The following is a 25679-nucleotide window of genomic DNA, read 5'->3' on the forward strand; positions in this document are numbered from 1 at the left end:
ACGGAAGCACCTAGCAGTGTTGGAAACGCGCGCTATGGTGCCATCCCGAATGCCGCGCGCAAGACGCGGCCCAAAGGGGTCTCCAGTTGAACAATCTTCCGATCGGCATTCTCGGCATCGTCGCGATTCTCGCGATCGCCTTCCTCCTCTCCTCGAACAAGCGCGCGATTCGGCTCCGGGTCGTCGGCCCGGCCTTCGCGCTTCAGGCGGGCATCGCGTTTCTCGTGCTTTATGTGCCTGCTGGCCGCGCAGCGATCTGCGCTGCTTCTGACGGCGTGTCGGCGCTGCTCGGCTATGCCAAGAACGGCACCGACTTCCTGTTCGGCCCACTCGCCTCGCCCGAGATCGGCGGCAACAGCTTCGCAATCGCAGCGCTTCCCGTCATCGTCTTCTTCGCCAGCCTGATCTCGATCCTCTATCACCTCGGTATCATGCAACAGGTGGTGCGCTGGGTCGGCGGTGCGATCGAGAAGGTGACCGGGATCTCCAAGGTCGAGTCGCTTTGTTCGGCCGCAAACATCTTCGTCGGGCAAAGTGAATCGCCGCTGGTAATCCGTCCGTATCTGGCCAGCCTGACACCGTCTCAACTGTTCGCGATCATGACGGTGGGCATGGCGGGCGTGGCGGGGACGATCCTGGCCGCCTATGCCACCTTCCTCGGCAACGAGTTCCTGCCCTATCTGCTCGCGGCGTCGTTCATGGCGGCGCCGGGCGGATTGCTGATGGCCAAGATCATGATGCCCGATGACGCGCCGGCAAAGGTGCTGGACGAGGTCACACTGTCCGAACATCGGGTCAGCGCCAAGGGGCCGGCCGCGATGCTGGAAGAACCCCCGGTCACCCCGGTCGAAGCCGTGGTCGAGGAAGAGAAATCCGCCAACATTATCATGGCCGCTGCGATGGGCGCCCAGACCGGCGTGAAACTCGCCGTCGCGGTCGGCGCGATGGTGCTGGCATTCGTGGCGCTGGTTGCGCTCGCCAACGGATTGCTCGGCATGGTTGGCGGGTGGTTCGGCTATTCGCAGCTCAGCTTCCAGGGCATCGTCGGCGCGGTATTCGCGCCGGTCATGTTCCTGCTCAACATTCCGTGGGAGGAAGCTCAGGTCGCGGGCGGTCTGTTCGGAACCAAGGTGGTGCTGAACGAATTCGTCGCCTTTATCGACCTGGGCAACCTCACCACCCTGTCCGATCGCAGCCGCGCCATCGTTACCTTCGCGCTGTGTGGCTTCGCCAATTTCAGCTCGATCGCAATCCAGATGGCTGTGACTGGCAGCCTCGCCCCAAATCAGCGTCCGATAATCGCAAAGCTGGGGGGTGAAGGCGCTTCTCGCGGGCAGCCTCGCCAACCTGATGAGTGCAGCGCTGGCCGGGTTGATGCTGCCGTAACGCCATGCGGGACCGGCTGATCGCCCATGTCTCGAAGTTGAAGACATCGCTGCTGGTGGCGCTGTCACTCGGCTTCGTGGCGATCGGCGTATGGATCGTGCGGATCGAGGAGATCGCGGCGATTATCGCCTTTGGCTGGGGCGCGATTCTTCTGTTTTCGGGATTCGCCGTCATCGGCATTCGCCAGCTGTTCCGCGACGGTCTAGTGATGGAGATCGACGCGCGCGGCATCCTGTGGCGGCGCTGGTCGGATCAGGTCATCCCATGGAGCGCGATCACCCGCGCTGAGCCGCGCGCTATCCGCGGCCAGCAATTCCTGTGCTTATGGCTGGACGCGCCGGAACGCTATCCCGCGCGATCCACCCTGGGCTGGCTGGCGAGTCTGAACAAGGGGATGGGCTTTGGCGATATCGCGCTCGCCGTGCAGGGAACCGACCAGAGCTTTCAGCGATTGCTGGAAGTGGTCGGCAACCATCTGCACGCGCTGGACGATCACCGCGTCGGCACCGGCTCCGCGCCCGAATAGTCGTAGAAGCCACGCCCAGTCTTGCGGCCATACCAGCCCGCCTCGACATATTTGACCAGCAGCGGCGCGGGGGCGGAACTTGGGGTCGCCCGTGCCCTCGAACAGCACGCGGGTGATTTCGAGGCAGGTGTCGAGCCCGATGAAATCCGCCAGCGTGAACGGCCCCATCGGGTGGTTGAGCCCCAGCTGGATCGCCGCGTCGATATCGGGGATCGTCGCCACGCCCTCGCCCAGCGCGAAGCATGCCTCGTTAAGGAACGGCATCAGCACGCGGTTGACGATGAAGCCGGGCGCGTCGTTGGCATGGACGATCCGCTTGTTCAGCGTCTTGCCATAGGCCTCGACCGCCCCGACCGTGGCGTCACTGGTGGCAAGCCCGCGGATCAGTTCGATCAGGCCCATCACCGGCACGGGATTGAAGAAATGCACCCCCATGAACCGCGCAGGATCGGGCGACGCCTGCGCCAGCCGCGTGATCGGAATCGACGACGTGTTGCTGGCGAGGATCGCGGTGTCGCTCAGCACCTTGCCGACATTGGCGAAGATGCTCCGCTTGATCTCCTCGCGCTCGGTCGCCGCTTCGATCACCAGATCGCAGGGTGCAAAGGCATCGGTCCCGCCGACGCACTCGATCTGGGCGAGCGCGGCTTCGGCGGCGTCGGCGGTGATCTTTTCCTTCTCGACCGCGCGGGCGAGTTGCCTGCCGATCCCTGCCTTGCCCTTTTCGGCGCGCGCGACGTCCATGTCGGACAGCAGCACGCGGTATCCGGCCTGTGCCGATACCTGCGCGATACCCGCCCCCATCTGCCCCGCGCCGATCACGCCAACCGTCTTCATCGCCATCTCCTTGGAAATCGTTGCCGGCCTCCTACCGACTCGGCTCGCGAAGCGCCTAGGATGCGTGCCATGCTGATCCTTGCCGCACTCGCGCTCGCCCAATCCGCTCCGCAACCAGGGCCGATGCAGACCTTTGGCGATTGGGTCGTCGCCTGCGACAATGGGAAGCGCTGCGAGATGACCTCGCTGCTGCCCGAAGCGGACATCGGCGCCGAAGGCGACTGGCAGATTTCGGTGGTGCGGGAGGCGGGGCCAACCGGCCTCTGGTCGGTCGAGCTGATGGGCGAGGTCAAACCTGGCATCCGTCTGAGCATCGCGGGCAGCGACGCGGCGAGCGCGTCAGCGGTCTGGCGCGGCACCGAATTCTCCGGCGGACAGGCGCTCGCCATCGTCCGCGCAATGGTCAATGGCCGGATCGCGCAGCTACACGACGCCCGGGGCACGCTGATCGGTCGCGTCTCGCTGACCGGATCGTCGGCATCGCTGCGCTTCATCGATGCGCAGCAGGGCAGGGCGGAGACCGTCACCGCCGCAGTCGCCACCGGTGCGCGTCCCGCCAGTGCGGTCCCGGCGGCGCCCGCAATCCCGGTGATCGCATCGGTCCGCCCGCGCGGCGCGGCGGTGCTGTCGCCTGCCACGCTCAAGCAGCTTTGGGCCGAATCCGACTGCGGCGAAAATTACGACGGGGACGGGCTTCCCTCGGTCGAGCGCCATGCGCTCGGCGACGGCGCGACGCTCGCGCTCGTCCCCTGCGGCGCAGGGGCGTACAACTATTCCAGTGTCCCCTATGTCGTGCGCGGCGGCAAGGCGGTGCTCGCCGAGTTCGATTCGCCGCCGGGTTGGGGTGGCGATGACGGCCCGCCAATGCTGGTCAATGCCGGCTTCGACCCCACGACCGGCGAACTGGGCAGCTATGCCAAGGGGCGCGGCATCGGCGATTGCGGCAGCTCCGAAACCTATGTCTGGGACGGCAAGCGGTTCCGCCTGGTCGGCGCGCGCGCGATGGGCGAATGCCGGGGCTCGACCAACTGGCTGACCGTGTGGCGGGCCAGGGCGGTGCCGCGCTGATTACATCCCGCTCGGCAACGCGATTTCGAACAGCGAAGGCCAGTTCTTGCCGGTGACGTAGAGCTTTCCGGTCTTGTCGTCATAGGCGATGCCGTTGAGCACCGATTCCGAATCGCGCACCGGGACCGATGCGACCAGATCGCGCAGGTCGATGACGCCCGTGATCACCCCGCTCGTCGGATCGATCCGCACGATCAGATCCTGATGCCAGATGTTCGCCAGGATCTCGCCGCGCACCATCTCCAGCTCGTTGAGGCGGCGGATCGGGCGACCTTGATAGGTCACGGTAATCCGTCGCTGTTCGGTGAAGGTAACGGGGTCGAGAAAGCGGAGCTCGGCTGTGCCGTCGCTCAGGATGAGGCTTTTGCCGTCCTGCGTCAGCCCCCAGCCTTCGCCGGGATAGCTGAACGTGCCGAGCTGGCGCAGCGTGCGGCGGTCCCAGCGGAATCCGGTACGGTGCTTCCAGGTCAGGCTGACGATCGTGTCGCCCCAGCCGGTGCTGCCCTCGCCGAAATACTCGCGCGGTAACCGAACCTCGCGCTTCGCCCGGCCAGTGGCGAGATCGACTTCGCGAATCACCGATTCGCCGTGCTGCCCCGTGCTTTCGAACAGCGCGCCATCGGCAAAGAACAGCCCCTGGGTGAACGCATTGCTGTCGTGCGGATGGGTGGCGACGATGCGTGCCGCCTCGACCGGAACCGCGGTCGGCGATGGCGCGACGGCCTGCGGCGCACGGGGTGCAGAGCCAACGGGGTCGGAATCAAGAGGGGCTGCCGCGACCGCTATGGCCAAGGCAGCCCCCGAAATGATCCCCCATCCGGCAAGCCGGATCACGGGACTGGTCCTTACGAGCCGGGCGTGAGGTTCACCGCAGCATATTTGCCGCGACGATCGACCTCCAGCTCGAACTCGAGCCGGTCGCCCTCGTTAAGCGTCGGCATGCCAGCGCGCTCGACGGCGCTGATGTGCACGAACGCATCGGGCTGGCCGTCGTCGCGCTGGATGAAGCCGAAGCCCTTCATGGCGTTGAAGAATTTAACCGTGCCGGTCGCCTTCTCGCCGGTCAGCTGGCGCTGGGGACCGCCCATGCCGCCGCCACCCGGGCCGCGCTCGGGGCGGTCACGCGGCGGACCGCGGTCCTCGACCGGCAACGGCTCGCCCTCGATCTTCAGGTCGGTCGCGCTGATGCGCCCGCCGCGATCGACCAGGGTGAAGCCCATCGGCTGACCCTCGGCCAGACCGGTGAGGCCAGCCTGCTCGACCGCGCTGATGTGCACGAACACGTCCTCGCCGCCGTCATCACGAACGACAAAGCCGAAGCCCTTCTGCGCGTTGAAGAATTTGACGACGCCCGTGCCTTCGCCAACGACCTGCGGGGGCATTCCGCGGCCACCGCCGCCGCCGCCGCCACCGAAGCCGCCACCGCCGCCACCAAAGCCGCCGCCGCCGCCGCGGTAACCGCCGCCGCCGCCGCCGCCGCCGAAGCGGTCGCCGCCGCCGCCGAAGCCGCCGCGATCACCAAAACCGCCGCCGCCGAAGCCACCACGGTCGCCGAAGCTGCTACCACCGCCGAAATCGTCGCCGCCGAAGCCGTCGCGCTTGTCTCTGCCACGTCCACCGCGCTCGCCGCGGCGCCCTCGATCAAAACTCATTGCCCTGTTCGTCTTCCCGGTTCGCCCATATTCCAATCGAACAGCTGACACCGGGCGAAGGCGCAGCGATTCCGGCGTTTGCGACACGCCTATGGAATCAGGACATAGACCAGTTCGCGAAGATGCGCGAACGATTTCGTCGCGATTTTACCACCGTTTCGACGGATACTTGCGCAGCGCGGCGCGCGACGGCAGAGAGGCGCCATGGATATCGCCGCATTGATCGCCGACCCTGCTGCATGGGCCGCACTCATCACCCTGATCGTGATGGAGGTGGTGCTGGGCATCGACAACCTCATCTTCATCTCGATCCTGACCAACAAGCTGCCCGAGCATCAGCAGCAAAAGGCCCGCCGAATCGGCATTGGGCTCGCGCTGGTCATGCGTATCCTGCTGCTGTCGATGATTTTCGTCATCGTGTCGCTGACCACCCCGGTGTTCGACCTCGGCATTCAGGGTGCACCCGGCGCGCATGGCGAGCCGAGTTTCGAGACCGCCTTCTCGTGGCGTGACCTGATCCTGATCGCGGGCGGTCTGTTCCTCCTGTGGAAGGCGACCAAGGAAATCCACCACACGATCGATCCGGTGCCGACCGATCACGGCGTGCTCGACAAGAAACAGGTCGCGACGATGAATTTCGGATCGGCGATCTTCCAGATCATCGTGCTCGACATGGTGTTCTCGGTCGATTCGATCCTAACTGCAGTCGGCATGACCGACGAGATCGTGATCATGTTCGTCGCGGTGATCGTGACCGTCATCGTGATGCTGCTCGCCGCCGATCCGCTCGCCAATTTCATCAAGCGCAATCCGACCGTGGTCATGCTCGCGCTCGGTTTCCTGCTGATGATCGGCGCGGTGCTGATCGCCGACGGCTTCGGCGTGCACGTGCCCAAAGGTTATATCTATGCCGCGATGGCCTTCTCGGCGGCCGTCGAGATGCTCAACATGGCCGCACGCCGCCGCGCGACGAAGAATGCGCCGCCCGCTGGCGACTGACTCGGCACGGTTATTGAGCGTTAAGCGATAAGCGGCTAGGCGCAGGCCATGGCCGTTTATCTCCATGAAGAAGATTTGCCCGACGCTGTGTTCGCGCCGGGCGCCGATATTGCCGTCGATACCGAGACGATGGGGCTGATCACCCCGCGCGATCGTCTATGCCTCGTCCAGCTGTCCGACGGCGGCCCGGACGAGCATCTCGTCCGCTTCGGCCCGAACAGTGACTATGCCGCGCCCAATCTGCGCGCGCTGCTCGCCGATCCGGCGCGGGTGAAGCTCTATCACTTCGCGCGCTTCGATCTCGCCGCGATCCGCCACTATCTCCGCGTCACCGCCGCGCCGGTCTATTGCACCAAGATCGCGTCACGGCTGATCCGCACCTATACCGACCGCCACGGCCTCAAGGAGCTGGTGCGCGAGTTGCTGGGGGTAGAGCTCAGCAAGCAGCAGCAATCCTCCGACTGGGGTGGTCCGGTGCTCTCCGACGCGCAGAAGGAATATGCCGCGTCCGACGTGCGCTATCTCCACGCGATGCGCACCGAACTCAACCTGCGCCTCGAACGCGAAGGGCGGATGGTGATGGCACAGGCGTGCTTCGACTTCCTGCCGCACCGCGCTGACCTCGACCTCGCCGGATGGCCCGAGACGGATATCTTTGCGCATGCGTGAGTTTGGTTCACCGGGAGCGGGCCGGTCCCGCCCCATCGAAGGTGTCAAAAATGTCTGAGATCGCTGTCCAGGAACGCTCGCGGCGCAAGCGCTGGGCGCGGCCTGGCAGCAGTCACGACCGCATCGTGCGGACGCTGCTGACCGTCCTGCCTGCGGGCATCGGCGTGCTCGGCGCGTTTCTGGTAATGGCGCCGTTGTTCATGGGCGGTGACGTGTCGTTCATGCTCGACAAGAACAAGGTCGATGTCGCGAGCGAGCGGCTGCGCATCCAGTCGGCGCGCTATCGCGGGGCCGATGCCAAGGGCCAGCCGTTCGTGCTTCAGGCCGGATCGGCAGTCCAGAAAAGCTCGGCCGAGCCGGTGGTGCAGCTCAACGACCTGATCGCCGGCATCCAGCTGTCGGACGGCCCGGCACAGGTCAAGGCTGACAAGGGCCGATACGACATGGAGCGCGAACAGGTCGCGGTGGATGGCCCGATCCAGTTCCGCACCTCGGACGGATATCGCCTCGACACCCGCGATTCGACGATCGATCTGAAGTCGCGCCAGCTCACCGGGACCGGCAAGGTCGACGGCAGCACGCCGCTCGGCAACTTCAGCGGCGACAAGATGACCGCCGATCTCGACAAGCGAACCGTAAAAATAGAGGGCAATGCCCGCTTGCGGATCGATCCCAAGCGCGCAAATAGGTGACACCATGGCTCGTGCGCCCCGCCCCCTGCTGATTGCCGCCTCTGCGGCCCTTCTCACCACCGCCCTGATCGGCGGCGCAGCGGTCGGCCAATCGCGTCATGATTCGAGCGCGCCGATCAATTTCGACGCACAGAACCTCCAGCTGGATGACCGCGCGAACCGGGCGATCCTGTCGGGCGGGGTCAAGATCACACAGGCGAATCTGACGCTCAGCGCCGCGCGGGTTACCGTGACCTATAGCGGTCAGATCATCGACGGATCGCCCGCCGCTACGCGCTTCGATGCGTCGGGCGGGGTCACCGTCACCCGACCCGACCAGACTGCGCGTGCGCAATATGGCGTGTACGACATCAACCGCCGCGTCATCACGATGCTGGGCAATGTCACCCTGACCCAGGGCGGCAATACCGTCAGCGGCGGGCGGCTGACGATCGACCTCGACAGCGGTCGCGCCGCGATCGACGGGTCGGGGGTCGCGACGACCAGGGCTCCTGACGGTACCGTGGTCCGCTCCGGCGGTCGCGTTACCGGACGCTTCACCGTCCCCGACCGCGACTGATCGGGGCATCCGGGCGGGTCGCCGCCTTTCTCCATGCACGAAACTTGCCAAGTGACTGGGCGGCGGGGATTCGTTAAGCATCTCCTGCGATCAGGAAGGGCATTATGGCAGACGTCGAGACACTCGAACCGGAAAAGATCGACGCGGGTGCCCCGCCCAGTTCGGGACTGGCCGTCGTGTCGATCGCCAAATCCTATGACAAGCGCGTCGTGCTGTCCGACGTGTCGCTGTCGGTCGGGCGCGGCGAAGTGGTCGGGCTGCTCGGTCCGAACGGCGCGGGCAAGACGACCTGCTTCTATTCGGTGATGGGGCTGGTGAAGCCCGACGCTGGCCGCATCATGCTCGATGGCCACGACATCACCCCGCTGCCGATGTACCGCCGCGCGATCTTGGGCCTGGGCTATCTGCCGCAGGAAACCTCGATCTTTCGCGGCCTGACCGTCGCCAAGAACATCTCCGCCGTGCTCGAACTGTCCGAGCCGGACAAGGCCGCGCGCGAAGGCAAGTTGGAAAAGCTGCTCGACGAATTCGGGCTGACCCGCCTGCGCGACGCACCGGCGATGGCGCTGTCGGGCGGTGAACGCCGCCGCGCAGAAATCGCCCGTGCGCTCGCCGCCGATCCTTCGATCATGCTGCTCGACGAACCGTTCGCGGGCATCGACCCGATCTCGATCGCTGATATCCGCGATCTGGTGAAGGAGCTGAAGACGCGCAATATCGGCGTCCTCATCACCGACCATAATGTTCGCGAGACGCTCGACATCGTCGACCGCGCCTCGATCATCTATGACGGTCGCGTATTGTTCGCCGGTTCGCCGGCGGACCTTGTCGCCGACGCCAATGTCCGTCGCTTGTATCTTGGTGAAGGCTTCTCGCTCTAAGCCATGAGCCTGGCTCCCCGCCTCGATCTGCGCCAGTCGCAATCGCTGGTGATGACGCCGCAGTTGCAGCAGGCGATCAAGCTGCTTGCGCTGTCCAACCTCGAGATCGAAACGTTCATCGCCGAGGAGATCGAGAAGAACCCGCTGCTCGAAACTGGGCGCGCGGATGACGAGCGGGGCGATATCGCCGAACCGGGCGAGCCGCACGAGCCGGTGGTAGAGCGTGACGGCCCGGCGGATTCGAGCGAACTTCTTTCCTCCGGCGATGCGACTGGCGAAGCCGCGCTCGACGTCGATTTGACCGCCGAGACCTTTCACCATGACAGCGCCGCCGATTCGGTCGGTGGCCTCGACGGTGGCCTTGGTATGAGCGGGGCGGGGGGCAGCAGCGAGGATGGCCCCGATTTCGACAGCTTCTCGTCCCCCGACCTCAGCCTTGCCGATCACCTGACGGCGCAGATCGGTGCGGTGATCGACGGCGCGGACCTGTTCATCGCCCAGCATCTGATCGATCAGATCGACGAGACCGGATATCTGACCGCCCCGCTGCTCGATATCGCCAGCCGGCTCGGCGTGCCGCTCGCACGGGTGGAGGCGGTGCTGGCGGTGATTCAGACGCTCGACCCGACCGGCGTCGGCGCGCGCGACCTCGCCGAATGCCTCGCGCTCCAAGCCAAGGAGGCGGACCGCTACGACCCGTGCATGGCGGCGCTGATCGCGAATCTCGACCTGCTCGCGCGCGGCGAGCTGGCGCGGCTGAAGCGCATCTGCGGCGTCGATGACGAGGATATGGCGGACATGATCCGCGAGCTGCGCAGCTACGATCCCAAGCCCGGCTGTCGCTATGGCGGGGAGCCGGTTTCGGCTGTGACCCCGGATATCTTCGTGGCGCGGCGCGGCGAAGCCTGGGCGATCGAACTCAACAGCGCGACGCTTCCGCGCGTGCTGGTCAACCGGGCATATTATACCGAGGTGTCGGCGGGGCCGCAGGACAAGTCGAGCAAGGCGTGGCTCAGCGACATGCTCGCCAGCGCCAACTGGCTGGTCAAGGCACTCGACCAGCGCCAGCGCACGATCATCAAGGTGGCGAGCGAGATCGTGAAGCAGCAGGAAGCGTTTTTCCGCCACGGCGTCAGCCACCTGAAGCCGCTGACCCTGCGCCAGATCGCCGATGCGATCGAGATGCACGAATCGACCGTCAGCCGCGTGACCAGCAACAAATATCTCAGCTGTGCGCGCGGCCTGTTCGAACTGAAATATTTCTTCACCTCGGCGATTCAGTCCGCCGATGGCGGCGACGCGGTTTCGGCGGAGGCCGTGAAGAGCGCGATCCGCGCGCTGATCCAGGCGGAGGATCCCAAGAAGATCCTGTCCGACGACACGTTGGTCGAGATGCTCAACGCCAAGGGCTTCGACATCGCCCGCCGGACCGTGGCGAAGTATCGCGAGGCGATGGGCATCGGCAGTTCGGTCCAGCGCAGACGGCAGAAGGCGCTGGAGGGGGCGTAGAAAGGCCTCACCCTTGCGGGGGAGGATTGATGGGCATCACTCCCCCCGCCCGGCCTCGTTAGCAATCGCCCCCAACTCCCGATCGAACAGCCGCGCCGCCATCAACGCCGTCGCAGCCGAACGCGCGAAAAACTCTTTCGGAATCGCGTCGAAATCGTCTCCCGGCTGGTGGTAATCGGGATAGTCCTCGACTCCCATATACGCGAACGGGATGCCGCGGCGGTGGAAGGCATAATGGTCCGACCCCGCGGTCCAGTCGTCGCTGCCCTTCCACAGCGGCCCGTCATGCCCGATCTTCAGCGTCACCGGCGCACCGCTCGCCAGCGCCTCGAACCGCGCACGCAGGAAAGGATAGTGATGGGCCCCTGCGATCCACAATTCGCCCTTGTCGCTACGGCTCATCATGTCGAGGTTGAGGTTCAGCACGATCCGTCCGCGCGGCACCGGCGGCGCTTCGACGAACGCCATCGCGCCGTACATTCCCTGCTCTTCGGCGTCCCATAGCGCGAAGATCACGTCATGCACGGGGCGCTCGCGGGCGAAACTCGCCGCGATCGACAGCAATGTCGCGACCCCCGACGCATTGTCGTCCGCGCCGTTGAGCACCTTGCCGTCGCGCACGCCGAAATGGTCGTAATGCGCGCCGATCACCAGCACCCGGTCGCTCGATCGCGTCCCGCGAATCCGGCCGACCAGATTGACCCCGTCGAGTGTCTGGTCCTTGTGCCGCGCCTTGAAGGGCTGTTCATACCCCTCGCCGAACGGTTCGATCCCGATCGCCTGCATCCGCCCGATCAGATAGGCGCGCGCCTTGGCCGACCCCGGCGTCCCGACCAGTCGCCCCTGCATGCCATCCGCTGCGAGGATGCGGACATCCTCGAACAACTGATCCGGCGACGCGGCGACGGGGGTGAGCAGGGCGACGGAAAGGGCGAGCGCGCGAACAAGCATCCCCGTTGCTTCGCCGCCAACCGCCTGCACCGCAAGCGAAAAGCCGAACCGCCCCGCCACGCAGCAATTCCCCTGTTGCAGTCGCCGCCTTCCCCCGCCAAGCACAAGCCATGACCAGCATCGGCATCTACGGCAGCCTCGGCCGCATGGGCACCGCCATCCGCGACATCCTGGCCGTTCAAGGCGTGCGCCTTGCCGGCGGCGCGGACGCGGGGGACGACCCCACCGAGCTGGCGCGCGCCGCCGATGCGCTGGTCGATTTCTCGACCGCTTCGGCGCTGGCCGCGCATCTTGCCGCCGCGCGCGACGCGGGGACGCCGATCGTTATCGGCACCACCGGTCTCACCGCCACCGATCACGCCGCAATCGACGATGCCGCGCGCGACATCGCGGTGCTCCAGACCGGCAACACCTCGCTTGGCGTCGTGCTGCTCACCCGGCTGGTACGCGAGGCGGCGGCGCGGCTTGGCCCCGATTGGGATATCGAGATTGTCGAGGCGCACCACCGGCACAAGCTCGACGCGCCCTCGGGCACCGCATTGATGCTCGGCGAAGCCGCCGCCGCCGGGCGCGGCGTTTCGCTCGGCGAAGTCCGCGTCGCCGACCGCGCCGGCCTGTCGGGCGCACGGGCGGAGGGGACGATCGGCTTCGCGTCGCTGCGCGGCGGCAGCATCGTCGGCGACCATAATGTCATGCTGGCGACCGAAGGCGAGCGCATCGAGCTGGCGCATTATGCCCAGGATCGCGCGATCTTCGCGCGCGGCGCGGTGCGCGCGGCGCTGTGGCTAGCGGGCCAGCCCGCCGGGCGCTACACGATGGATTCGGTGCTCGGGCTTTGAAGAAGGCCGATATTTTCGCCTTTTTCGAGCGGCTGGCCTCGGCCAACCCGCACCCCGAGACCGAACTCGAATCGGTCAACGACTATACGTTGCTCGTCGCCGTCGTGTTGTCGGCGCAGGCGACCGATGCCGGAGTGAACAAGGCGACCCGGCGCCTGTTTGCCGAGGTCACGACGCCCGAGCAGATGGTCGCGCTGGGTGAGGATGGCCTCAAGCAGCACATCAAAACGATCGGCCTGTTCAACAGCAAGGCCAAGAACGTCATCGCACTCAGCGAAGCGCTGATCGCGCAGCATGGCAGCCAGGTTCCAGAGGACCGCGACGCGCTCGAACGCCTCCCCGGTGTCGGTCGCAAGACCGCCAATGTCGTGATGAACGTCGCGTTCGGGCATGAGACGTTCGCGGTCGACACGCATCTGTTCCGCGTCGGCAACCGTACCGGCCTTGCACCCGGCAAGACCCCGCTTGCGGTCGAGAAGAAGCTGGAAAAGGTCGTCCCGCAGCCCTTCCGCCTCCACGCGCACCACTGGCTGATCCTGCACGGCCGTTATATCTGCAAGGCGCGCACCCCCGAATGCTGGCGCTGTCCGGTTGTCGATCTGTGCGCCTACAAGCCCAAGACTCCCGCGCCCAAGGGTTGGAAAGAAGCCGCGGTTTAGCGCTGGCGCAGCGCGCAAGCCTTTGCTAGGCGCTGCATCCCACGCACCCGTAGCTCAGTTGGATAGAGCGCTGCCCTCCGAAGGCAGAGGCCAGGGGTTCGAATCCCTTCGGGTGCGCCAATCTTCCCATGCCCAGCCAAGTGCCGGACCGCGTAGCGGCCCGGCTGGCTCATTCACCCCTTTCGGCTGCTCTCGAACAGGAACCATGCCCGTTCCTCGGCCTGGTCGGTCCAGTCGTCGAGCACGCCGCTGGTCGCATTGTCCTTGGCGTCGTCGACGATTTCCTTGGCCTCGCGCAGCTTCTCGACCAGCTTCAGATTATCCTCGCGCAGTTCGGCGAGCATCTTTTCGGCGCTGACGAACTCGGCGTCATTATCCTTGATCGTCTGGCGGCGGGCGATGTCGCCGATGGATCGCAGCGTCGTGTTGCCGGTCTTGCGCACCCGCTCGGCGATCACGTCGGTCGTCGCCAGGATCTGCGTCGCCTGATCATCGAGCATCAAATGATAGTCGCGGAAATGCGGGCCGGATACGTGCCAGTGGAAATTCTTGGTCTTGAGGTACAGCGCAAAGCTGTCCGCCAAGATGCCATTGAGCGCGTCCGCCACGCTCTTCGTATCGTTGCGGGCAAGATCGGTCGGCGTCTTCAGCGCGGCGTCGGTATCGGCCATGGTCGGGGTCCCTCGCTATTGGTTGAGTCGGATGTGGAACGACTCATACCCATTTGGGGTCCGCATTCGCTGACGCAATTGCCCGATCAGGCATATTGACAGCTTAGGTGTTTGGTCCCGGGGTGTGGCGACACGGGTCGATTTTGAAGCGGTCTGGGTCGTCTGTCCAGACGCGGGCGATGTATTCGTAGGGCGTGAGGCCGCGTATGGTCTTGAGCCTTCGGCCATAATTGTAGGCGTCAATGAAGAGCTGGAGGTGCTGCCGAAGCTGGTCGTGGCTATCGTAATGGTAGCGTTTGACCGTGGCATCCTTGATGGTGCGGTTCATTCGCTCGACCTGGCCGTTGGTCCAGGGATGGTTTGGCTTGGTGAGGCGGTGCTCAATCCCGTGCTCGCGGCAGATCTGATCGAAACGGTGGACGCGATAGCGGGCGGTCCATCCATCGCGGTTACGCGGTAGGTCGGCGAACTGGATGCCGTTATCGGTGAGGATGGTATGCAGGTTGTACGGCACCGCCTCGAGCAGCGCCTCGAGGAATGCCACCGCCGTCGGCCGATCTGCCTTGTGGTGCAGTTGGACGAAGGCGAACTTCGAGGTGCAATCGATGCCCACATAGAGGTGAAGCTTGCCCTCTTCGGTGCGGACATCGGCGATATCGATGTGGAAGTAGCCGATCGGGTACGCCTTGAACTTCTGCTTGGCAGGCTTGTCGCCGGTCATATCTGGCAGTCGGCTGATGCCATGACGCTGCAGGCAGCGATGAAGAGCCGAGCGTGTCAGGTGGGGGGATCGTGGCCTGCAGCGTGTACAGACAGTCATCGAGCGGCAAGAGCGTGTGGCGCCGGAAGGCCACGATCATCGCCTCCTCCTCGGTGGTGAGGACGGTGGAATGAATGGCCTTCGGCCCCATCGCGGCGTCGGCGGTATGCGTTCTCTTGCGCCACTTCTGAACCGTCGTGGCGCTGATGCCGTGGCGACGGGCGAGCGCTCTTACGCTCTCTTCACTCCGCTGTATCGCTCGACGGACTGCCTCAGTCGTGGTGGCGCTGCCGTGTAGAACCTGGCCCATAGCTCTTCCCGCAAAATATGATGGTCAGTCGTACCACCACACTGCGGGACTAAACACCTAGATCAGTCGCAGCGCGGCCGCACCGATCACTACGCCTGCGAGCAGGCAGAAGAGCCCGAACGCAATGCGAAACCCGCGTATCGGCAGCTGGCGCCAGCTCAGTTCGCCCATCAACGCGGCGGCGAGGTTCACCACGAAAATTCCCGCGCACGCTCCGCCCAGCGCAAACCACGGGGTCTGTGCGCGCACCCCGAAGGCCAGCGTGAAGAACTGCGTCGTATCGCCGAGCGCGAGGATAAAGATGCCGAGCAGTGGCGTCAGCAACGCACCCAGCCGCCAGCCCTCCAGCCGGTCGGGCGCCTTGAGCCGCCACAACGCCCCCATCGCCGCAAAGATCAGCGCGAGCGCGAGCAGCAATTGCTTGGCATTGGGTGTGAGCAGCGGTGCGATCAGCAATGCGCCCGTCGCGGCGATGGCGTTGCCGGCGGCATGGGCGAGCAGCGCGGCGAACGCGACAGTGAAGGGGCGGCCATAGCGATCGGCCAGGATCGCAACGAGCCAGGGCGAACGATCCCCGGCCTGCGTCAGCAGTGCGGCGATGAACGCAGGGACCACCGCCTCCATAATTCAGTGTCTCAGCTGGCGAGGCGGATCGAGCAGGCGGCGGCGAACGCCGCGCCGGTGCGCGAATCGGTACGCCCGCACGCCACCGCGTCGCGCAGCAGCGACAGGCCGTCGGCGATCATCGGTCCGCGCTGTCCCTGCGCCAGCGCAGATCCGATCGCGTGGACGATGCACACGGCGGGGGTCAGGCCATTGGCCATCGCGATCTTCCGAATCGCGTCAAGATCGGCGGCGAGGTCGGACGTCGCCGCGCGCGCCGCGCGCGCGCCGATCGAATCGATCTGCTGGTGGAGTTCGTTCGTCAGCACCCAGTTCAGTCCGCCCGTCATTACCGCCTCCGCTCGTCCGTTCTCCTCTATGGCGAGAGCGTGCGACAATATGGTTAACAGCATGATAACACACTCACGCGGACGACCACGCGCTTGACATTGCCGCGCCAAGGCGGCATGCGCCCCTCCTGAGAGCGGTCTGCCAGCGCGCGGCCGCTTTATTCGTTTTTGATTTTTGCAGGACCCGGGCGATGGCCAAGCCGACTACCGTCAAGATCAAGCTCGTCAGCACCGCTGACACCGGCTTTTTCTACGTGACCAAGAAGAATCCGCGCAACCTGACCGAGAAGCTGAGCTTCCGGAAGTACGACCCCGTCGTGCGCAAGCATGTCGAGTTCAAGGAAGCGAAGATCAAGTAAGACCGGCGTCAGCCGATCTTACGCAGCCCCGGCGCAGGCCGGGGCCGCCCACGGCACGCGGAGCCGCAGAAGGATCGCTTCTGCGGCTTTTTGTGTGTTGGCCGGGGCGTCACTTCAATTGATGTTGTGGCGGTGATGAGGGGGGTGAGGTTCCAAGCTCGCCACGATTACCTATTTTATCCCCAGAATCTTCTCCCATTACCAAGCCCGAAAGCGCCCCGTCCCAAATGAACGGTGCAGCGATTCCGGGCGTTGATATCCCAGGTGCAGCGTTGATGCGGATCGGCGAAACTCCGCCGCACCCGTCGTCATCGGAATGTGCCACGATGAAATGGACAGGGTTCCGGATCGGGCAACAGCGACAAACATCGGCTTAGGCGCGCGGCGACGCCTCGGCAGGCCGGTTACCGCCGAGCGCATACACATCTTGTCCGAAAAGGCCTGCTGGCACCGATTGCTTCGGTGGATGGCATGGTGGGGATAGCGCGGCCGAACGAGGCGTGAAAGGTGGTCGTAACGAGCGAGTAACGAATTTGCTCCGTAGAATAAATAACCAACTAGCTCTTTTCGTTCGAAGCCATTGCGTCTCCGGTATTTAGGATGCAGGCTATAGTGGCTAACAAAGTAGGCTATGGCCGCTAGCGAACATGTGGGGCGTCATTCTTCATTAGGGTCGGGACTCATAACCACCATGTGACGGCTGCGGCGAGGTAGATGGCGCTGAGGAAGTTGGTGGCGAGCTTGTCGTAGCGGGTGGCGATGCGGCGATAATCCTTGAGGCGGCAGAACATGCGCTCGACGGCGTTGCGGCCCTTGTAGAGCGTCTTGGAGAAGCAGCTTTTCCAGCGGCGGTTCGTCTTGGAGGGGATGTTCGGAACGGCACCCTGCCGCTCGATCAGGTCGCGGATCGCATTGCTGTCGTAAGCCTTGTCCGCGAGCACGATGGTGCGCGGCGCGAGATCATCGAGCAACACATCGGCTGCGCGGCAGTCGGCGACCTGGCCACCGGTCAGCAGGAAGCGGAGCGGCCGACCTTCGCCGTCGGTGAGCGCGTGGAGCTTGCTGTTGCGGCCGCCCCGGCTGATCCCGATCGCCTGGACGAGCGCCCCCCTTTTCCACCGCCCGCGGAGCGGTGCGCCTTCATATGCGTGCTGTCGATCAGGACCTCGGCGGGCGGCCCGCCTGCTGCCGCGAGCGTGACGAACAGCTCCTGCCACACACCCTTTGCCGCCCAGCGCACGAACCGGTTGTAGAGCGTCTTCCTCGGCCCGTAGCAGGCCGGCGCGTCGACCCAGCGCCCGCCCGACTTCACCACATGAATGATGCCGCTGATCACCCGCCGATCATCGACCCGCGCCACACCGCGCACCTTGTCCGGCAGCAGCGGACGCAGCCGCTCGAACTGGGCTTCACTCAACCAAAACTCGCTCAAATCCACGCTCCTGCTGGCGCAGCGCATGAATCACATCCCAGCCGCCAAGGGAATCCCGTTTATGGGTCCCGACCCTAGGCCAATGGGGTGCGTATCGCCATGGAAAGGTTTCTTGTCATTGCAGGACTCTCGACTGCTCTGATGACGAGCCCGCTCGTCAGTCCGTCGGCTCAGGCGCAAAGCGGTGGATGGAAAGCGCGAAGCGACGAATATAAGTGCCTTGGAGTAGATGGTGCGTCGGGGACACTTCGGGTCTCGGTGTACCGCGATCATCCATTCGCCAACGGCGCTCCGTTCATGATAAGCGTACGGTCGAGCAATGCGCTGCCCGCTTGGGCCGGCTCCGGCGGAATTGGCATAAAGGTGCAGCCCCGATCCTCCGGCAATCCAAGTATCCGATACAATGTGTCGACGGAGCGGAAGGGCCAAAGGATCATTCAAGGCTTCCCCGTAGATCTCGAGTTCCCAGTCATCACGCTTTATGGTGGCTATGATTTGCTGGAATGGCTGTCCCGGTCCAGCCGCTCGTTCGATTATGCCTATCAAGGCAGGGTCGTGGAAACATTCACCTTGGCAGACTTTAGTGGCGCCCGCGCCGCGCTCGACAATTGCCGCCCGATCGCCCCACCGCCCAATCGTCCACTGACCCCTCAGGGCAACATGGCTGGATGGCTCGACGTCGATGCTATTGACCGGGCGCTTACAGTAAAAAGAAGTTCGATTGGCCCGTTTAGCGCAGATTTGCTTGTCAACTACTTTGGGCGCGTTGAGCGCTGTACGGTCACACTTTCGACAGGACTGCCGAATATCGATCAGCTGATGTGCAATCAATTGAAAAAGAACGGGCGTTATCGAGCGGCAACAGATGCATTAGGCAAACATATTGCGAAAATTCATAACATCAAATTCGGGGCGATACAGTTCTAGGCTCTGTTGTCTCTAGCCACTGTTGACAAAACTGGGCATCCATCGCCGGATGCGGTTAAGTTGAGGAGGCTCTCAACGGAGAGAGACTCCCCGACCCAATACCCACCGCACCCCAGCCCACCCCCTACAACAGCGCCTGCACCTCTTCCACAAACCGCATCACCGAAATCGGCTTGGTGACATAGGCGTTCGCCCCCGCCGCGCGGATCCGCGCCTCGTCCTCTTGCCCGGCATAGGCGGTCACCGCCATCACCGGAATCGACTTCAGCACCGGATCACCGCGCATCCGCCCGATGATCTCGATGCCCGAAATATGCGGCAGCTGGATATCGGTGATCACCAGATCGGGCGAAAAGGCGCGCGCGGTCGCCACCGCTTCGCGCCCGTCGCGGACCGCCGAGGTCTCGAAGCCGTGCGCGCGCAGCAGGTCGCAGAAAAGTTTGAGATTGAGTTCGTTGTCCTCGACAACCAGCACCCTTTTGCCACGCGATCCCTTCGACGAACGATTGGCCAACGAACGATTGGGCGAAGCTCTAGGCGATGCGCGACGCGGTGACAAATGAGCAGGCGGGGACGCTGGCGCTGGGTGCCTTGGCCTGGGCGCTGTCCGATGCGGCGCGCGCGCGCCGGCTGCTCGACCTGACCGGCCTGTCGCCGCACGACCTGCGCGCGCGTGCCGGCGACGCCGATGTTCTCACTGCCGTGCTCGGCTTCCTCGAGGCGCATGAGCCCGACCTGATCGCCTGCGCCGACGCGACCGGAACAACCCCTGCCGCGCTCGTCGCCGCTCGCCACGCGCTGGAGACCCAATGAAGCCGCTCCTGATCTGCGACTGCGATGAAGTGCTGCTGCACATGGTGCGGCATTTCGGGGTGTGGCTCGACGAGGCGCATGATATCGAGTTCGACCTGACGAGCCATGAGTGGGCACAGGCGATGAAGCCGCGCGACGGCAGCACGCTGACGCCCGAGGCGATGTGGGTCTATCTCGACGGCTTTTTCCCCGCGCAAATGGACCGCCAGACGCTCGTTCCGCACGCGCGTGAATCGCTGACGCTGCTCGCCGAACAGGCCGACATCGTCATCCTCACAAATCTCCGCGATCACTGCCGCGAACACCGCATCGCCCAGCTCGACACGCACGGCATCGTTCACCGCGTCGAATGCAATCAGGGCGGGAAGGGGCGGCCCGTGAAGCGGCTGGTCGAGGAACATGGTGCCAGCGTCGCGGTGTTCGTCGACGATCTTGCTACCCACCACGAATCGGTCGCGCGCATCGCACCACAGGTGTTCCGCCTGCACATGGTGTCCGAACCCCGCCTCGCGCCGCATGTTCCGGCTGCACCGCACGCACACGCGCGGATCGACGACTGGCGTGAGGCGCAGCGCTGGATTTCCGCGCGCTTCGCCGATGGCACGCCTGCCCCGCAATCCCTTTCTCAGGAGAACCCAGCATGACCGACGTCCTTGCCCGCCTCGCCGAACTCGGCCTCGAACTGCCCGAAGCCGCCGCGCCCGTCGCGGCCTATGTCCCCACCGTCACTGCGGGCGGGCTGATGCACGTCTCCGGCCAGTTGCCGTTCAAGGACGGCGTCGTGATGACCGGTCGCCTCGGCGAAGACCGCGACCTTGCCTATGGGCAGGAAGCCGCCGAGCGCTGCGGCCTGATGGTTGTTGCCCAGATCGGCAAGGCGCTGGGCGGGTTCGACCGGGTCGAGCGGATCGTGAAGCTCGGCGTATTCGTCAACTCCGATCCCAGCTTCACGCAGCAGCCCCAGGTCGCCAATGGCGCGTCGGAGCTGATGGAAAAGCTGTTCGGCGAAGCCGGCCGCCATGCCCGCGCCGCAGTCGGCGTGGCGGTGCTGCCGCGTGGGGCTGCCGTGGAGATCGACGCGATTGTTGCTGTAAAGTAACGGTCACCGCTGTTACAATTCTGTTGCGCCGCCGCAACAGCGGCGACGCAATTGCGTTCGGGGCGCGAAATAGAATTGTGCAGCGCAACGAAATGCTGCAACTTTCCCTCGGTGGGAGGCAATAGCCGCGCCGGGACATATGTCCTGAGCCATGCGGCAGCCCTTCCATTGCAGGATGGGACCGAAATCGCACCAAGACGAAAGGGATCCCATGCGTTTCACCAAGTCCATCGCCGGCGCGCTGCTGCTCGCCGCCACCGCCACCCCCGCGTTCGCGCAGGACGAGACCGAGGCACCCGACGCCTTCACCATCACCGGGTCGGCGACCGTCGTCAGCGACTATCGCTTCCGCGGCTTCACGCAGTCGAACGAAGAGGCAGCCATTCAGGGCGGCTTTACCGTCGCGCATGAGAGCGGCGTCTATGTCGGCACCTGGGGGTCGAGCATCGGCTTTGCCAACGGCACCGAAATCGACGTGTTCGCCGGCTTTGCGAAGGAAGTGGCCTCGGGCCTGACCGCCGATATCGGCGCGACCGTCTATCTCTATCCCGGCACGGCGGACAGCTCGATCATCGAACCCTATTTCTCGCTGACCGGCACCGTCGGTCCGGCGACGATCAAGGGCTTCGTGGCCTGGGCACCCGACGGGCAGGATTCGCTGGGCGATGCCGGTTCCTTCTACACCTCGGCCACCGTCACCATCGCCATTCCGGAAACACCTCTCAAGGTGAAGGGCAGCCTGGGCCATGCGTGGAGCGACAGCTTCCTTGGCGGCTATGACGGCGACGGCCGGGTGCTCGACTATTCGATCGGCGCGGAAGCCAGCTGGAAGGCGCTGACCTTCGGCGTCTCCTATGTGAACACCAATGAGCGTGCTCCGTTCAAGGAAACGTTTGGCGCGGACGGGGCCGTGCTGTTCACGCTCGGCGCGGCGTTCTAAGCCGACCGGCACCAGCCAAAGCGAAGGGCCGCGGAACGATGGTTCCGCGGCCCTTTTGCTTTGGTGTTCCTGCCACTCCCGCAAGCGGGAAAGGGCTCCAAACCCCTAGTCTTGCGGCGTAGGCGACGGGGCAGGGGCCGGGGCGCCGCCAGCCTGGGTCTGCGCGTCGCGGCCATCGCCCTGTGGCGCGGCGACGATGTCGCGGGTCGTGCTGCCCTTGTCGACCACGCTGGTGTCGGGGCTGCCCACGCCGGAGCGGATGCCGGCATCGGCACCGGTACGTGCACCGGCCGCATCAAGAGCGGCGCGTTCCGACGCGCTGCGCGGCGCGCTGCCGCCGAACAGCGCTTCGAGCGCCTGCTGCGCGGGACCGCCGGCATCCTGTGGACGCGGTGCACCCGGCTGCGGCGGGCGCATCGCGAAGTCGGGCGGGATCACCAGAGGCGCCTGACGCGCCACGGCGAATTCGTCGGGACGCTTGCGGTCGCCCAACAGGCTGCTGCCGCAGCTGGCGAGCAGGGTCGCCGCGCCGCATACAGCGACAACAAGCACGGACTTACGCATTGGCATTCTCCACAGGGGCGCCGGTGTCATCGGCCTTGGGTTTCTCTCGCACGAACAGCGCCCGGATGAGCAGGATCAGAACGCCGATGGTAATCGCAGCATCGGCGACGTTAAAGACCAAAAAAGGGCGCCATTCGCCAAAGTGCAGATCGGCATAGTCGACGACATAGCCGAACCGCACCCGGTCGACGATGTTGCCCAACGCGCCGCCCAGCACGAGGCTGAGCGCGAACATGTCTTGGCGATTGGTCTCGCGGACCATCCACCAGCCCACGCCCCCGCAATTGCGGCGGTCAGCGCGACCAGCGCCCAGCGCATCGTGTCGGTTTCGGCGGCGAGCAGCCCCAGCGACACTCCGATATTGGCAACGAAGCGCAGGTCGAAGAACGAAACGACCTCGATCGCCTTGCCCGGCGCGTCGATGCCCAGCCCCTCGACCACCCACGCCTTCATCGCCTGATCGGCGACAAAGATCAGGAAGGCGAGGGCGAAGCCGATCGTGCGGTTGCGGTTCATGGACCCCATGTCTTTCAGGAAACTACCGAGTCGCAGCGGTGGCACAGCGCGCCATCGGCTTCAACCTCCGGAAGCAGACGCCAGCACCGGCCACACTTCTTGTGATCGGTCCGCTTGACCGCGACGCCCTCGTCCGACCCGTGATGCACATCGGCGACGATGAACACCTCGGCCAGTTCGGCGGCGGGGCGCAGCAGGTTCGGAACCGTCACCTCGGCCTCGAGGCTCGATCGAATCACCTTCTCGCGGCGCAGCGGCTCGATCGCCTCGGTCACCGTCTCGCGTTGGCGACGGATATCCTCCCACTCGGTCGAGATCGCGTCATCGCCGGGCAGCGCCGGGAGCTCGGGCCATTCAAGGAAATGGACCGAGCCGTCCTCGGACGGATAGCGCGCCTGCCACACTTCCTCGGCGGTGAACGCCAGGATCGGCGCGGCATAGCGGACCAGCGCGTGGAACAGCGTGTCGAGCACGGTGCGATACGCCCGCCGCTTCGGGCTGTCCGCCGCGTCGCAGTAGAGGCAATCCTTGCGGATATCGAAGAAGAAGGCCGACAGGTCCTCGTTCATGAAGTCCGACACCGCACGGGCATAGCGGTTGAACTCATACGCCTCCGCCGCCGCCTTCAGCTCGACATCGAGCATGCCGAGCTTGTGAAGCACATACAGCTCCAGTTCGGGCATCGCCTCGACCCCGACCTTTTCAGCATCGCTGAAGCCATCGAGCGCTCCGAGCAGATAGCGGAAGGTGTTGCGGATCTTGCGATACGCGTCGCCCGTGCCCGCCAGCACCTCCTTGCCGATCCGCACATCCTCGAAATAATCGGTCTGCGCGACCCACAGGCGCAGGATGTCCGCGCCGCTCTCGCCGATGATCTTGAGCGGATCGACGACATTGCCGAGGCTCTTGGACATCTTGCGCCCCTGCCCATCGAGCGCGAAGCCGTGCGTCAGCACCGCGTCATAGGGCGCGCGCCCGCGCGTCCCGGCGCTCTCCAGCAGCGACGACTGGAACCAGCCGCGATGCTGGTCCGACCCTTCGAGATACAGGTTTGCGCGCACGCCCTCGCCGTAACGCTGCTCGATCACGAAGCTGTGGGTCGATCCGCTGTCGAACCACACGTCGAGGATGTCGTTGACCACCTCATAATCGGCGAGGTTGTAATCCGGCCCCAGCAACGCCTGATGATCCGCCCCAAACCAAGCATCCGCGCCACCCGCGCGGAATGCGTCGAGGATGCGGACATTGACCGCGTCGTCGCGCAGATAGTCGCCGTTCTGGCGGTGGACATAGAGCGGGATCGGCACGCCCCAGGCGCGCTGCCGCGAAATCACCCAGTCCGGGCGGCCCTCGACCATCGCATGGATGCGGTTGCGGCTCTTCTCCGGCACCCACCGGGTGCGCTCGATCGCGTCGAGCGCCAGACCGCGCAGGGTGGGCGCGTTGGACGGGTTCACGATAGGGCCGAAACCGATGTCGGCGGCAAAGCCGGGCAGCTCGGCGGCGACATCTCTCCCCGTCACCCCAGCGAAAGCTGGGGTCTCGTGCGGCTCCTGTCCCGCGCTCTCGCCTGAGGCCCCAGCTTTCGCTGGGGCGACGGACGAACGGCTCCCATCCATCGGGATGAACCACTGCGGGGTGCAGCGGAAGATGATCTTGGCCTTGGACCGCCAGCTATGCGGATAGCTGTGCGCGAAATCGTCCGACGCGGCGAGCAGCGCCCCGGCGGCGCGCAGGTCGGTGCAGATCGGCCCGTCGGATGCGACGAACTTCTTGTTGATCACCGATCCCTGACCGCCCAGCCACAGCCAGTCGGCGCGGTACATGCCCGCATCGTCGACCGCGAAGACAGGGTCGATGCCATGCGCCTTGCACAGCAGGAAATCGTCCTCGCCATGATCGGGCGCCATATGGACCAGGCCGGTGCCGGCGTCGGTGGTGACGAAGTCGCCGGGCAGGAACGGGCGCGGCTTGGCGAAGAAGCCGCCGAGATGATGCATCGGGTGGCGGGCAGTGGCACCGGCGAGTTGTGAACCTCGTACTCGACCGAAATACTCTTCCATTAGCTTCGGGCCGGAGCCGTCCGCTTGTAGATTGAGCCGTTCTAGCCGGTCGCGAAACGCTTCCAAAAGAGGCTCGGCGACGATGAACGTGCCGCCGTCGGATGGCTTGGTGCCGGTGGTTCCATCCCACCACATCGCGAAACGCAGATACTCAACATCCGGCCCATAAGCCAAAGCCTGGTTCACCGGGATCGTCCACGGCGTGGTCGTCCAGATCACCGCATGCGCGCCGACCAGTTCCGGCGCGTTCGGCGCATCGACGATCTCGAACGCGACGTCGATCTGGGTCGACACCACATCCTCATATTCGACCTCGGCCTCGGCCAGCGCGGTCTTTTCGACAGGGGACCACATCACCGGCTTGGCCCCGCGATAGAGCTGGCCAGACTCCGCGAACTTCAGCAATTCGCCCGCGATCGTCGCCTCGGCGTCGAACTTCATGGTCAGATACGGATCGTCCCAATCGCCCATCACGCCCAGCCGCTCGAACTGTTCGCGCTGCACCGCGACCCATTTCTCGGCATAGGCGCGGCATTCGGCGCGGAACTCCGCCGCCGGCACCTCGTCCTTGTTCAGCTTCTTGGCGCGATAGGCTTCCTCGATCTTCCATTCGATCGGCAGGCCGTGACAATCCCAGCCGGGGACATAGGGCGCGTCCTTGCCCATCAACGACTGGCTGCGGACGATGATGTCCTTGAGGATCTTGTTCATCGCATGGCCCATGTGAATGTCGCCATTCGCGTAAGGCGGGCCATCATGCAGGATGAAGCGCTCACGCCCCGCGCGCTGCTCGCGCAGCCGGTCGTACAGGCCAAGCCTGGCCCAGCGCGCCAGGATCTCCGGCTCCTTGGCGGCAAGCCCCGCCTTCATCGGAAAGTCGGTCTTCGGCAGGAAGACGGTGTCGCGCCAGTCGCGCTGCGTGTCGTTGGTGTCGGTCATGGGTCTGCGCCGATTAGAGGAAAGCGGGCGGGGCGGAAAGAGCTTTCCTCCCGCTTGCGGGGAGGGGCTAGGGGAGGGCCTGTCGCGCGACTGCAAGCGAACCGTT

General features: G+C 65.0%; 27 protein-coding genes, 1 tRNA gene and 3 pseudogenes. 18 read left to right on the forward strand and 13 right to left on the reverse strand.

From position 1 onward, the window contains the following. The first annotated feature begins 86 nt into the window (after positions 1 to 86). Positions 87 to 1406 carry a NupC/NupG family nucleoside CNT transporter gene (locus LRS08_RS12790; RefSeq protein WP_409456255.1) on the forward strand — a complete coding sequence of 440 codons (1320 nt, stop codon included), beginning with the start codon at positions 87 to 89 and terminating at the stop codon, positions 1404 to 1406. After that, entirely contained in the window at positions 1391 to 1912 is a 522-nt protein-coding gene (locus LRS08_RS12795) for an STM3941 family protein (protein ID WP_257843330.1), read from the forward strand. Before LRS08_RS12790 ends, LRS08_RS12795 begins: the two co-directional genes overlap by 16 nt. Here LRS08_RS12795 and LRS08_RS12800 read toward each other — a convergent pair. Further along, positions 1879 to 2749, reverse strand: a pseudogene (locus tag LRS08_RS12800) (3-hydroxyacyl-CoA dehydrogenase NAD-binding domain-containing protein). The gene LRS08_RS12795 and the pseudogene LRS08_RS12800 overlap by 34 nt on opposite strands. 60 nt (positions 2750 to 2809) lie before the next feature. Here LRS08_RS12800 and LRS08_RS12805 point away from each other — a divergent pair. Beyond that, a complete protein-coding gene (locus LRS08_RS12805; protein WP_260480802.1) occupies positions 2810 to 3817 on the forward strand; it encodes a DUF1176 domain-containing protein in 1008 nt (335 codons plus the stop codon). On the opposite strand, the gene LRS08_RS12810 is transcribed toward LRS08_RS12805, so the two are convergent. Both LRS08_RS12810 and LRS08_RS20095 read right to left on the reverse strand, forming a co-directional pair. Continuing rightward, positions 3818 to 4651 (reverse strand): glutaminyl-peptide cyclotransferase, encoded by an 834-nt coding sequence (locus LRS08_RS12810; protein WP_257843327.1) that lies wholly within the window; start codon positions 4649 to 4651, stop codon positions 3818 to 3820. It lies immediately after the preceding gene. An 11-nt stretch (positions 4652 to 4662) separates the two neighbouring features. After that, positions 4663 to 5469, reverse strand: coding sequence for a cold-shock protein (locus LRS08_RS20095; protein WP_308222965.1), 807 nt, complete (start codon positions 5467 to 5469; stop codon positions 4663 to 4665). A gap of 204 nt (positions 5470 to 5673) precedes the next feature. On the opposite strand from LRS08_RS20095, the gene LRS08_RS12830 reads away from it, so the two are divergent. From LRS08_RS12830 to rpoN, 6 genes are all read left to right on the forward strand, one after another. After that, a complete protein-coding gene (locus LRS08_RS12830) occupies positions 5674 to 6468 on the forward strand; it encodes a TerC family protein (protein ID WP_260480803.1) in 795 nt (264 codons plus the stop codon). 48 nt (positions 6469 to 6516) lie between these two features. After that, a complete protein-coding gene (locus tag LRS08_RS12835; RefSeq protein ID WP_257843326.1) occupies positions 6517 to 7137 on the forward strand; it encodes a ribonuclease D in 621 nt (206 codons plus the stop codon). 50 nt (positions 7138 to 7187) lie between these two features. After that, entirely contained in the window at positions 7188 to 7829 is a 642-nt protein-coding gene (lptC, locus tag LRS08_RS12840) for an LPS export ABC transporter periplasmic protein LptC (protein WP_257843325.1), read from the forward strand. Between the two features lie 4 nt (positions 7830 to 7833). Beyond that, positions 7834 to 8388 (forward strand): LptA/OstA family protein, encoded by a 555-nt coding sequence (locus LRS08_RS12845; protein ID WP_260480804.1) that lies wholly within the window; start codon positions 7834 to 7836, stop codon positions 8386 to 8388. Positions 8389 to 8492: 104 nt separating this feature from the next. Beyond that, positions 8493 to 9269, forward strand: coding sequence for an LPS export ABC transporter ATP-binding protein (gene lptB / locus LRS08_RS12850; RefSeq protein ID WP_257843324.1), 777 nt, complete (start codon positions 8493 to 8495; stop codon positions 9267 to 9269). 3 nt (positions 9270 to 9272) lie between these two features. Next, positions 9273 to 10778 (forward strand): RNA polymerase factor sigma-54, encoded by a 1506-nt coding sequence (rpoN, locus tag LRS08_RS12855; protein ID WP_260480805.1) that lies wholly within the window; start codon positions 9273 to 9275, stop codon positions 10776 to 10778. A 36-nt stretch (positions 10779 to 10814) separates the two neighbouring features. Here rpoN and LRS08_RS12860 read toward each other — a convergent pair whose 3' ends face one another. Then, positions 10815 to 11729 (reverse strand): M28 family peptidase, encoded by a 915-nt coding sequence (locus tag LRS08_RS12860; RefSeq protein WP_260480806.1) that lies wholly within the window; start codon positions 11727 to 11729, stop codon positions 10815 to 10817. A 110-nt stretch (positions 11730 to 11839) separates the two neighbouring features. On the opposite strand from LRS08_RS12860, the gene dapB reads away from it, so the two are divergent. From dapB to LRS08_RS12875, 3 genes are all read left to right on the forward strand, one after another. Then, positions 11840 to 12568: a 4-hydroxy-tetrahydrodipicolinate reductase gene (gene dapB, locus LRS08_RS12865; protein ID WP_257843323.1), complete on the forward strand. Its 729-nt coding sequence runs from the start codon at positions 11840 to 11842 to the stop codon at positions 12566 to 12568. After that, positions 12565 to 13227, forward strand: a complete 663-nt coding sequence (gene nth / locus LRS08_RS12870; protein ID WP_257843322.1) for an endonuclease III — start codon at positions 12565 to 12567, stop codon at positions 13225 to 13227. The genes dapB and nth overlap by 4 nt, the downstream gene beginning before the upstream one ends. A 43-nt stretch (positions 13228 to 13270) precedes the next feature. Then, positions 13271 to 13347: transfer RNA gene (locus tag LRS08_RS12875), tRNA-Arg, on the forward strand. Positions 13348 to 13400: 53 nt separating this feature from the next. Here the strand turns inward: LRS08_RS12875 and LRS08_RS12880 are convergent. The 4 genes and pseudogenes from LRS08_RS12880 to LRS08_RS12895 form a co-directional block, all read right to left on the reverse strand. Next, entirely contained in the window at positions 13401 to 13898 is a 498-nt protein-coding gene (locus LRS08_RS12880; protein WP_257843321.1) for a Dps family protein, read from the reverse strand. Positions 13899 to 14001: 103 nt separating this feature from the next. Further along, positions 14002 to 14968, reverse strand: a pseudogene (locus LRS08_RS12885) (IS481 family transposase). A 57-nt stretch (positions 14969 to 15025) separates the two neighbouring features. Next, on the reverse strand, positions 15026 to 15592 hold the full coding sequence (locus LRS08_RS12890) for a TMEM165/GDT1 family protein (protein WP_257843319.1): 567 nt from the start codon (positions 15590 to 15592) through the stop codon (positions 15026 to 15028). Positions 15593 to 15603: 11 nt separating this feature from the next. Then, positions 15604 to 15921, reverse strand: a complete 318-nt coding sequence (locus LRS08_RS12895; protein ID WP_260480807.1) for a hypothetical protein — start codon at positions 15919 to 15921, stop codon at positions 15604 to 15606. Positions 15922 to 16112: 191 nt separating this feature from the next. Here LRS08_RS12895 and rpmG point away from each other — a divergent pair, with 191 nt between their 5' ends. Next, positions 16113 to 16280: a 50S ribosomal protein L33 gene (gene rpmG / locus LRS08_RS12900; protein WP_257843316.1), complete on the forward strand. Its 168-nt coding sequence runs from the start codon at positions 16113 to 16115 to the stop codon at positions 16278 to 16280. Positions 16281 to 16960: 680 nt separating this feature from the next. Here rpmG and LRS08_RS12905 read toward each other — a convergent pair. After that, positions 16961 to 17739 (reverse strand): IS5 family transposase gene (locus tag LRS08_RS12905; RefSeq protein WP_374580061.1). Its coding sequence is split into 2 segments (ribosomal slippage): positions 16961 to 17382 and positions 17382 to 17739, totalling 780 coding nucleotides; the frame shifts between segments, so codons are not numbered across the junction. Positions 17740 to 17799: 60 nt separating this feature from the next. Between LRS08_RS12905 and LRS08_RS12910 the strand changes: the two genes are divergently transcribed. Continuing rightward, complete coding sequence (locus tag LRS08_RS12910) at positions 17800 to 18639, forward strand: hypothetical protein (protein WP_257843315.1); 840 nt, start codon at positions 17800 to 17802, stop codon at positions 18637 to 18639. A 124-nt stretch (positions 18640 to 18763) separates the two neighbouring features. On the opposite strand, the gene LRS08_RS12915 is transcribed toward LRS08_RS12910, so the two are convergent. Then, positions 18764 to 19114: a response regulator gene (locus tag LRS08_RS12915; RefSeq protein WP_260480808.1), complete on the reverse strand. Its 351-nt coding sequence runs from the start codon at positions 19112 to 19114 to the stop codon at positions 18764 to 18766. Between the two features lie 65 nt (positions 19115 to 19179). Here LRS08_RS12915 and LRS08_RS12920 point away from each other — a divergent pair, with 65 nt between their 5' ends. The 4 genes from LRS08_RS12920 (at position 19180) to LRS08_RS12935 (ending at position 21491) form a co-directional block, all read left to right on the forward strand. Continuing rightward, the gene (locus tag LRS08_RS12920; RefSeq protein ID WP_257843313.1) at positions 19180 to 19452 is read left to right on the forward strand and encodes a DUF3572 domain-containing protein; all 273 of its coding nucleotides are present in this window, start codon (positions 19180 to 19182) and stop codon (positions 19450 to 19452) included. Continuing rightward, positions 19449 to 20096, forward strand: coding sequence for an HAD family hydrolase (locus LRS08_RS12925; RefSeq protein ID WP_257843312.1), 648 nt, complete (start codon positions 19449 to 19451; stop codon positions 20094 to 20096). The genes LRS08_RS12920 and LRS08_RS12925 overlap by 4 nt, the downstream gene beginning before the upstream one ends. Continuing rightward, positions 20093 to 20551: a RidA family protein gene (locus LRS08_RS12930; protein ID WP_257843311.1), complete on the forward strand. Its 459-nt coding sequence runs from the start codon at positions 20093 to 20095 to the stop codon at positions 20549 to 20551. The genes LRS08_RS12925 and LRS08_RS12930 overlap by 4 nt, the downstream gene beginning before the upstream one ends. Positions 20552 to 20762: 211 nt before the next feature. Beyond that, entirely contained in the window at positions 20763 to 21491 is a 729-nt protein-coding gene (locus LRS08_RS12935; RefSeq protein ID WP_257843310.1) for a TorF family putative porin, read from the forward strand. 105 nt (positions 21492 to 21596) lie between these two features. On the opposite strand, the gene LRS08_RS12940 is transcribed toward LRS08_RS12935, so the two are convergent. The 3 genes and pseudogenes from LRS08_RS12940 to LRS08_RS12950 form a co-directional block, all read right to left on the reverse strand. Further along, on the reverse strand, positions 21597 to 22055 hold the full coding sequence (locus LRS08_RS12940) for a DUF3035 domain-containing protein (RefSeq protein WP_257843309.1): 459 nt from the start codon (positions 22053 to 22055) through the stop codon (positions 21597 to 21599). Beyond that, a pseudogene (lspA, locus tag LRS08_RS12945) lies at positions 22048 to 22580 on the reverse strand (signal peptidase II). The gene LRS08_RS12940 and the pseudogene lspA overlap by 8 nt, the downstream one beginning before the upstream one ends. Before the next feature lie 5 nt (positions 22581 to 22585). Next, entirely contained in the window at positions 22586 to 25573 is a 2988-nt protein-coding gene (locus LRS08_RS12950) for an isoleucine--tRNA ligase (RefSeq protein ID WP_257843308.1), read from the reverse strand. Positions 25574 to 25679 lie beyond the last annotated feature (106 nt).

Source organism: Sphingomonas sp. J315, assembly GCF_024666595.1.
Taxonomy (GTDB): Bacteria; Pseudomonadota; Alphaproteobacteria; order Sphingomonadales; family Sphingomonadaceae; genus Sphingomonas.

Bases quoted from the DNA above. Each gene is read 5' to 3' on its own strand.
- lptC (WP_257843325.1), top strand. From the start codon at position 7,188: ATGTCTGAGATCGCTGTCCAGGAACGCTCGCGGCGCAAGCGCTGGGCG.
- LRS08_RS12835 (WP_257843326.1), top strand. From the start codon at position 6,517: ATGGCCGTTTATCTCCATGAAGAAGATTTGCCCGACGCTGTGTTCGCG.
- LRS08_RS12940 (WP_257843309.1), bottom strand. From the start codon at position 22,055: ATGCGTAAGTCCGTGCTTGTTGTCGCTGTATGCGGCGCGGCGACCCTG.
- LRS08_RS12805 (WP_260480802.1), top strand. From the start codon at position 2,810: ATGCGTGCCATGCTGATCCTTGCCGCACTCGCGCTCGCCCAATCCGCT.
- LRS08_RS12890 (WP_257843319.1), bottom strand. From the start codon at position 15,592: ATGGAGGCGGTGGTCCCTGCGTTCATCGCCGCACTGCTGACGCAGGCC.
- lptB (WP_257843324.1), top strand. From the start codon at position 8,493: ATGGCAGACGTCGAGACACTCGAACCGGAAAAGATCGACGCGGGTGCC.
- LRS08_RS12935 (WP_257843310.1), top strand. From the start codon at position 20,763: ATGCGTTTCACCAAGTCCATCGCCGGCGCGCTGCTGCTCGCCGCCACC.
- LRS08_RS12860 (WP_260480806.1), bottom strand. From the start codon at position 11,729: ATGCTTGTTCGCGCGCTCGCCCTTTCCGTCGCCCTGCTCACCCCCGTC.
- LRS08_RS12930 (WP_257843311.1), top strand. From the start codon at position 20,093: ATGACCGACGTCCTTGCCCGCCTCGCCGAACTCGGCCTCGAACTGCCC.
- dapB (WP_257843323.1), top strand. From the start codon at position 11,840: ATGACCAGCATCGGCATCTACGGCAGCCTCGGCCGCATGGGCACCGCC.
- LRS08_RS12880 (WP_257843321.1), bottom strand. From the start codon at position 13,898: ATGGCCGATACCGACGCCGCGCTGAAGACGCCGACCGATCTTGCCCGC.
- LRS08_RS12925 (WP_257843312.1), top strand. From the start codon at position 19,449: ATGAAGCCGCTCCTGATCTGCGACTGCGATGAAGTGCTGCTGCACATG.
- rpmG (WP_257843316.1), top strand. From the start codon at position 16,113: ATGGCCAAGCCGACTACCGTCAAGATCAAGCTCGTCAGCACCGCTGAC.
- rpoN (WP_260480805.1), top strand. From the start codon at position 9,273: ATGAGCCTGGCTCCCCGCCTCGATCTGCGCCAGTCGCAATCGCTGGTG.
- LRS08_RS12895 (WP_260480807.1), bottom strand. From the start codon at position 15,921: ATGACGGGCGGACTGAACTGGGTGCTGACGAACGAACTCCACCAGCAG.
- LRS08_RS20095 (WP_308222965.1), bottom strand. From the start codon at position 5,469: ATGAGTTTTGATCGAGGGCGCCGCGGCGAGCGCGGTGGACGTGGCAGA.
- LRS08_RS12845 (WP_260480804.1), top strand. From the start codon at position 7,834: ATGGCTCGTGCGCCCCGCCCCCTGCTGATTGCCGCCTCTGCGGCCCTT.
- LRS08_RS12920 (WP_257843313.1), top strand. From the start codon at position 19,180: ATGCGCGACGCGGTGACAAATGAGCAGGCGGGGACGCTGGCGCTGGGT.
- LRS08_RS12795 (WP_257843330.1), top strand. From the start codon at position 1,391: ATGCGGGACCGGCTGATCGCCCATGTCTCGAAGTTGAAGACATCGCTG.
- LRS08_RS12830 (WP_260480803.1), top strand. From the start codon at position 5,674: ATGGATATCGCCGCATTGATCGCCGACCCTGCTGCATGGGCCGCACTC.
- LRS08_RS12950 (WP_257843308.1), bottom strand. From the start codon at position 25,573: ATGACCGACACCAACGACACGCAGCGCGACTGGCGCGACACCGTCTTC.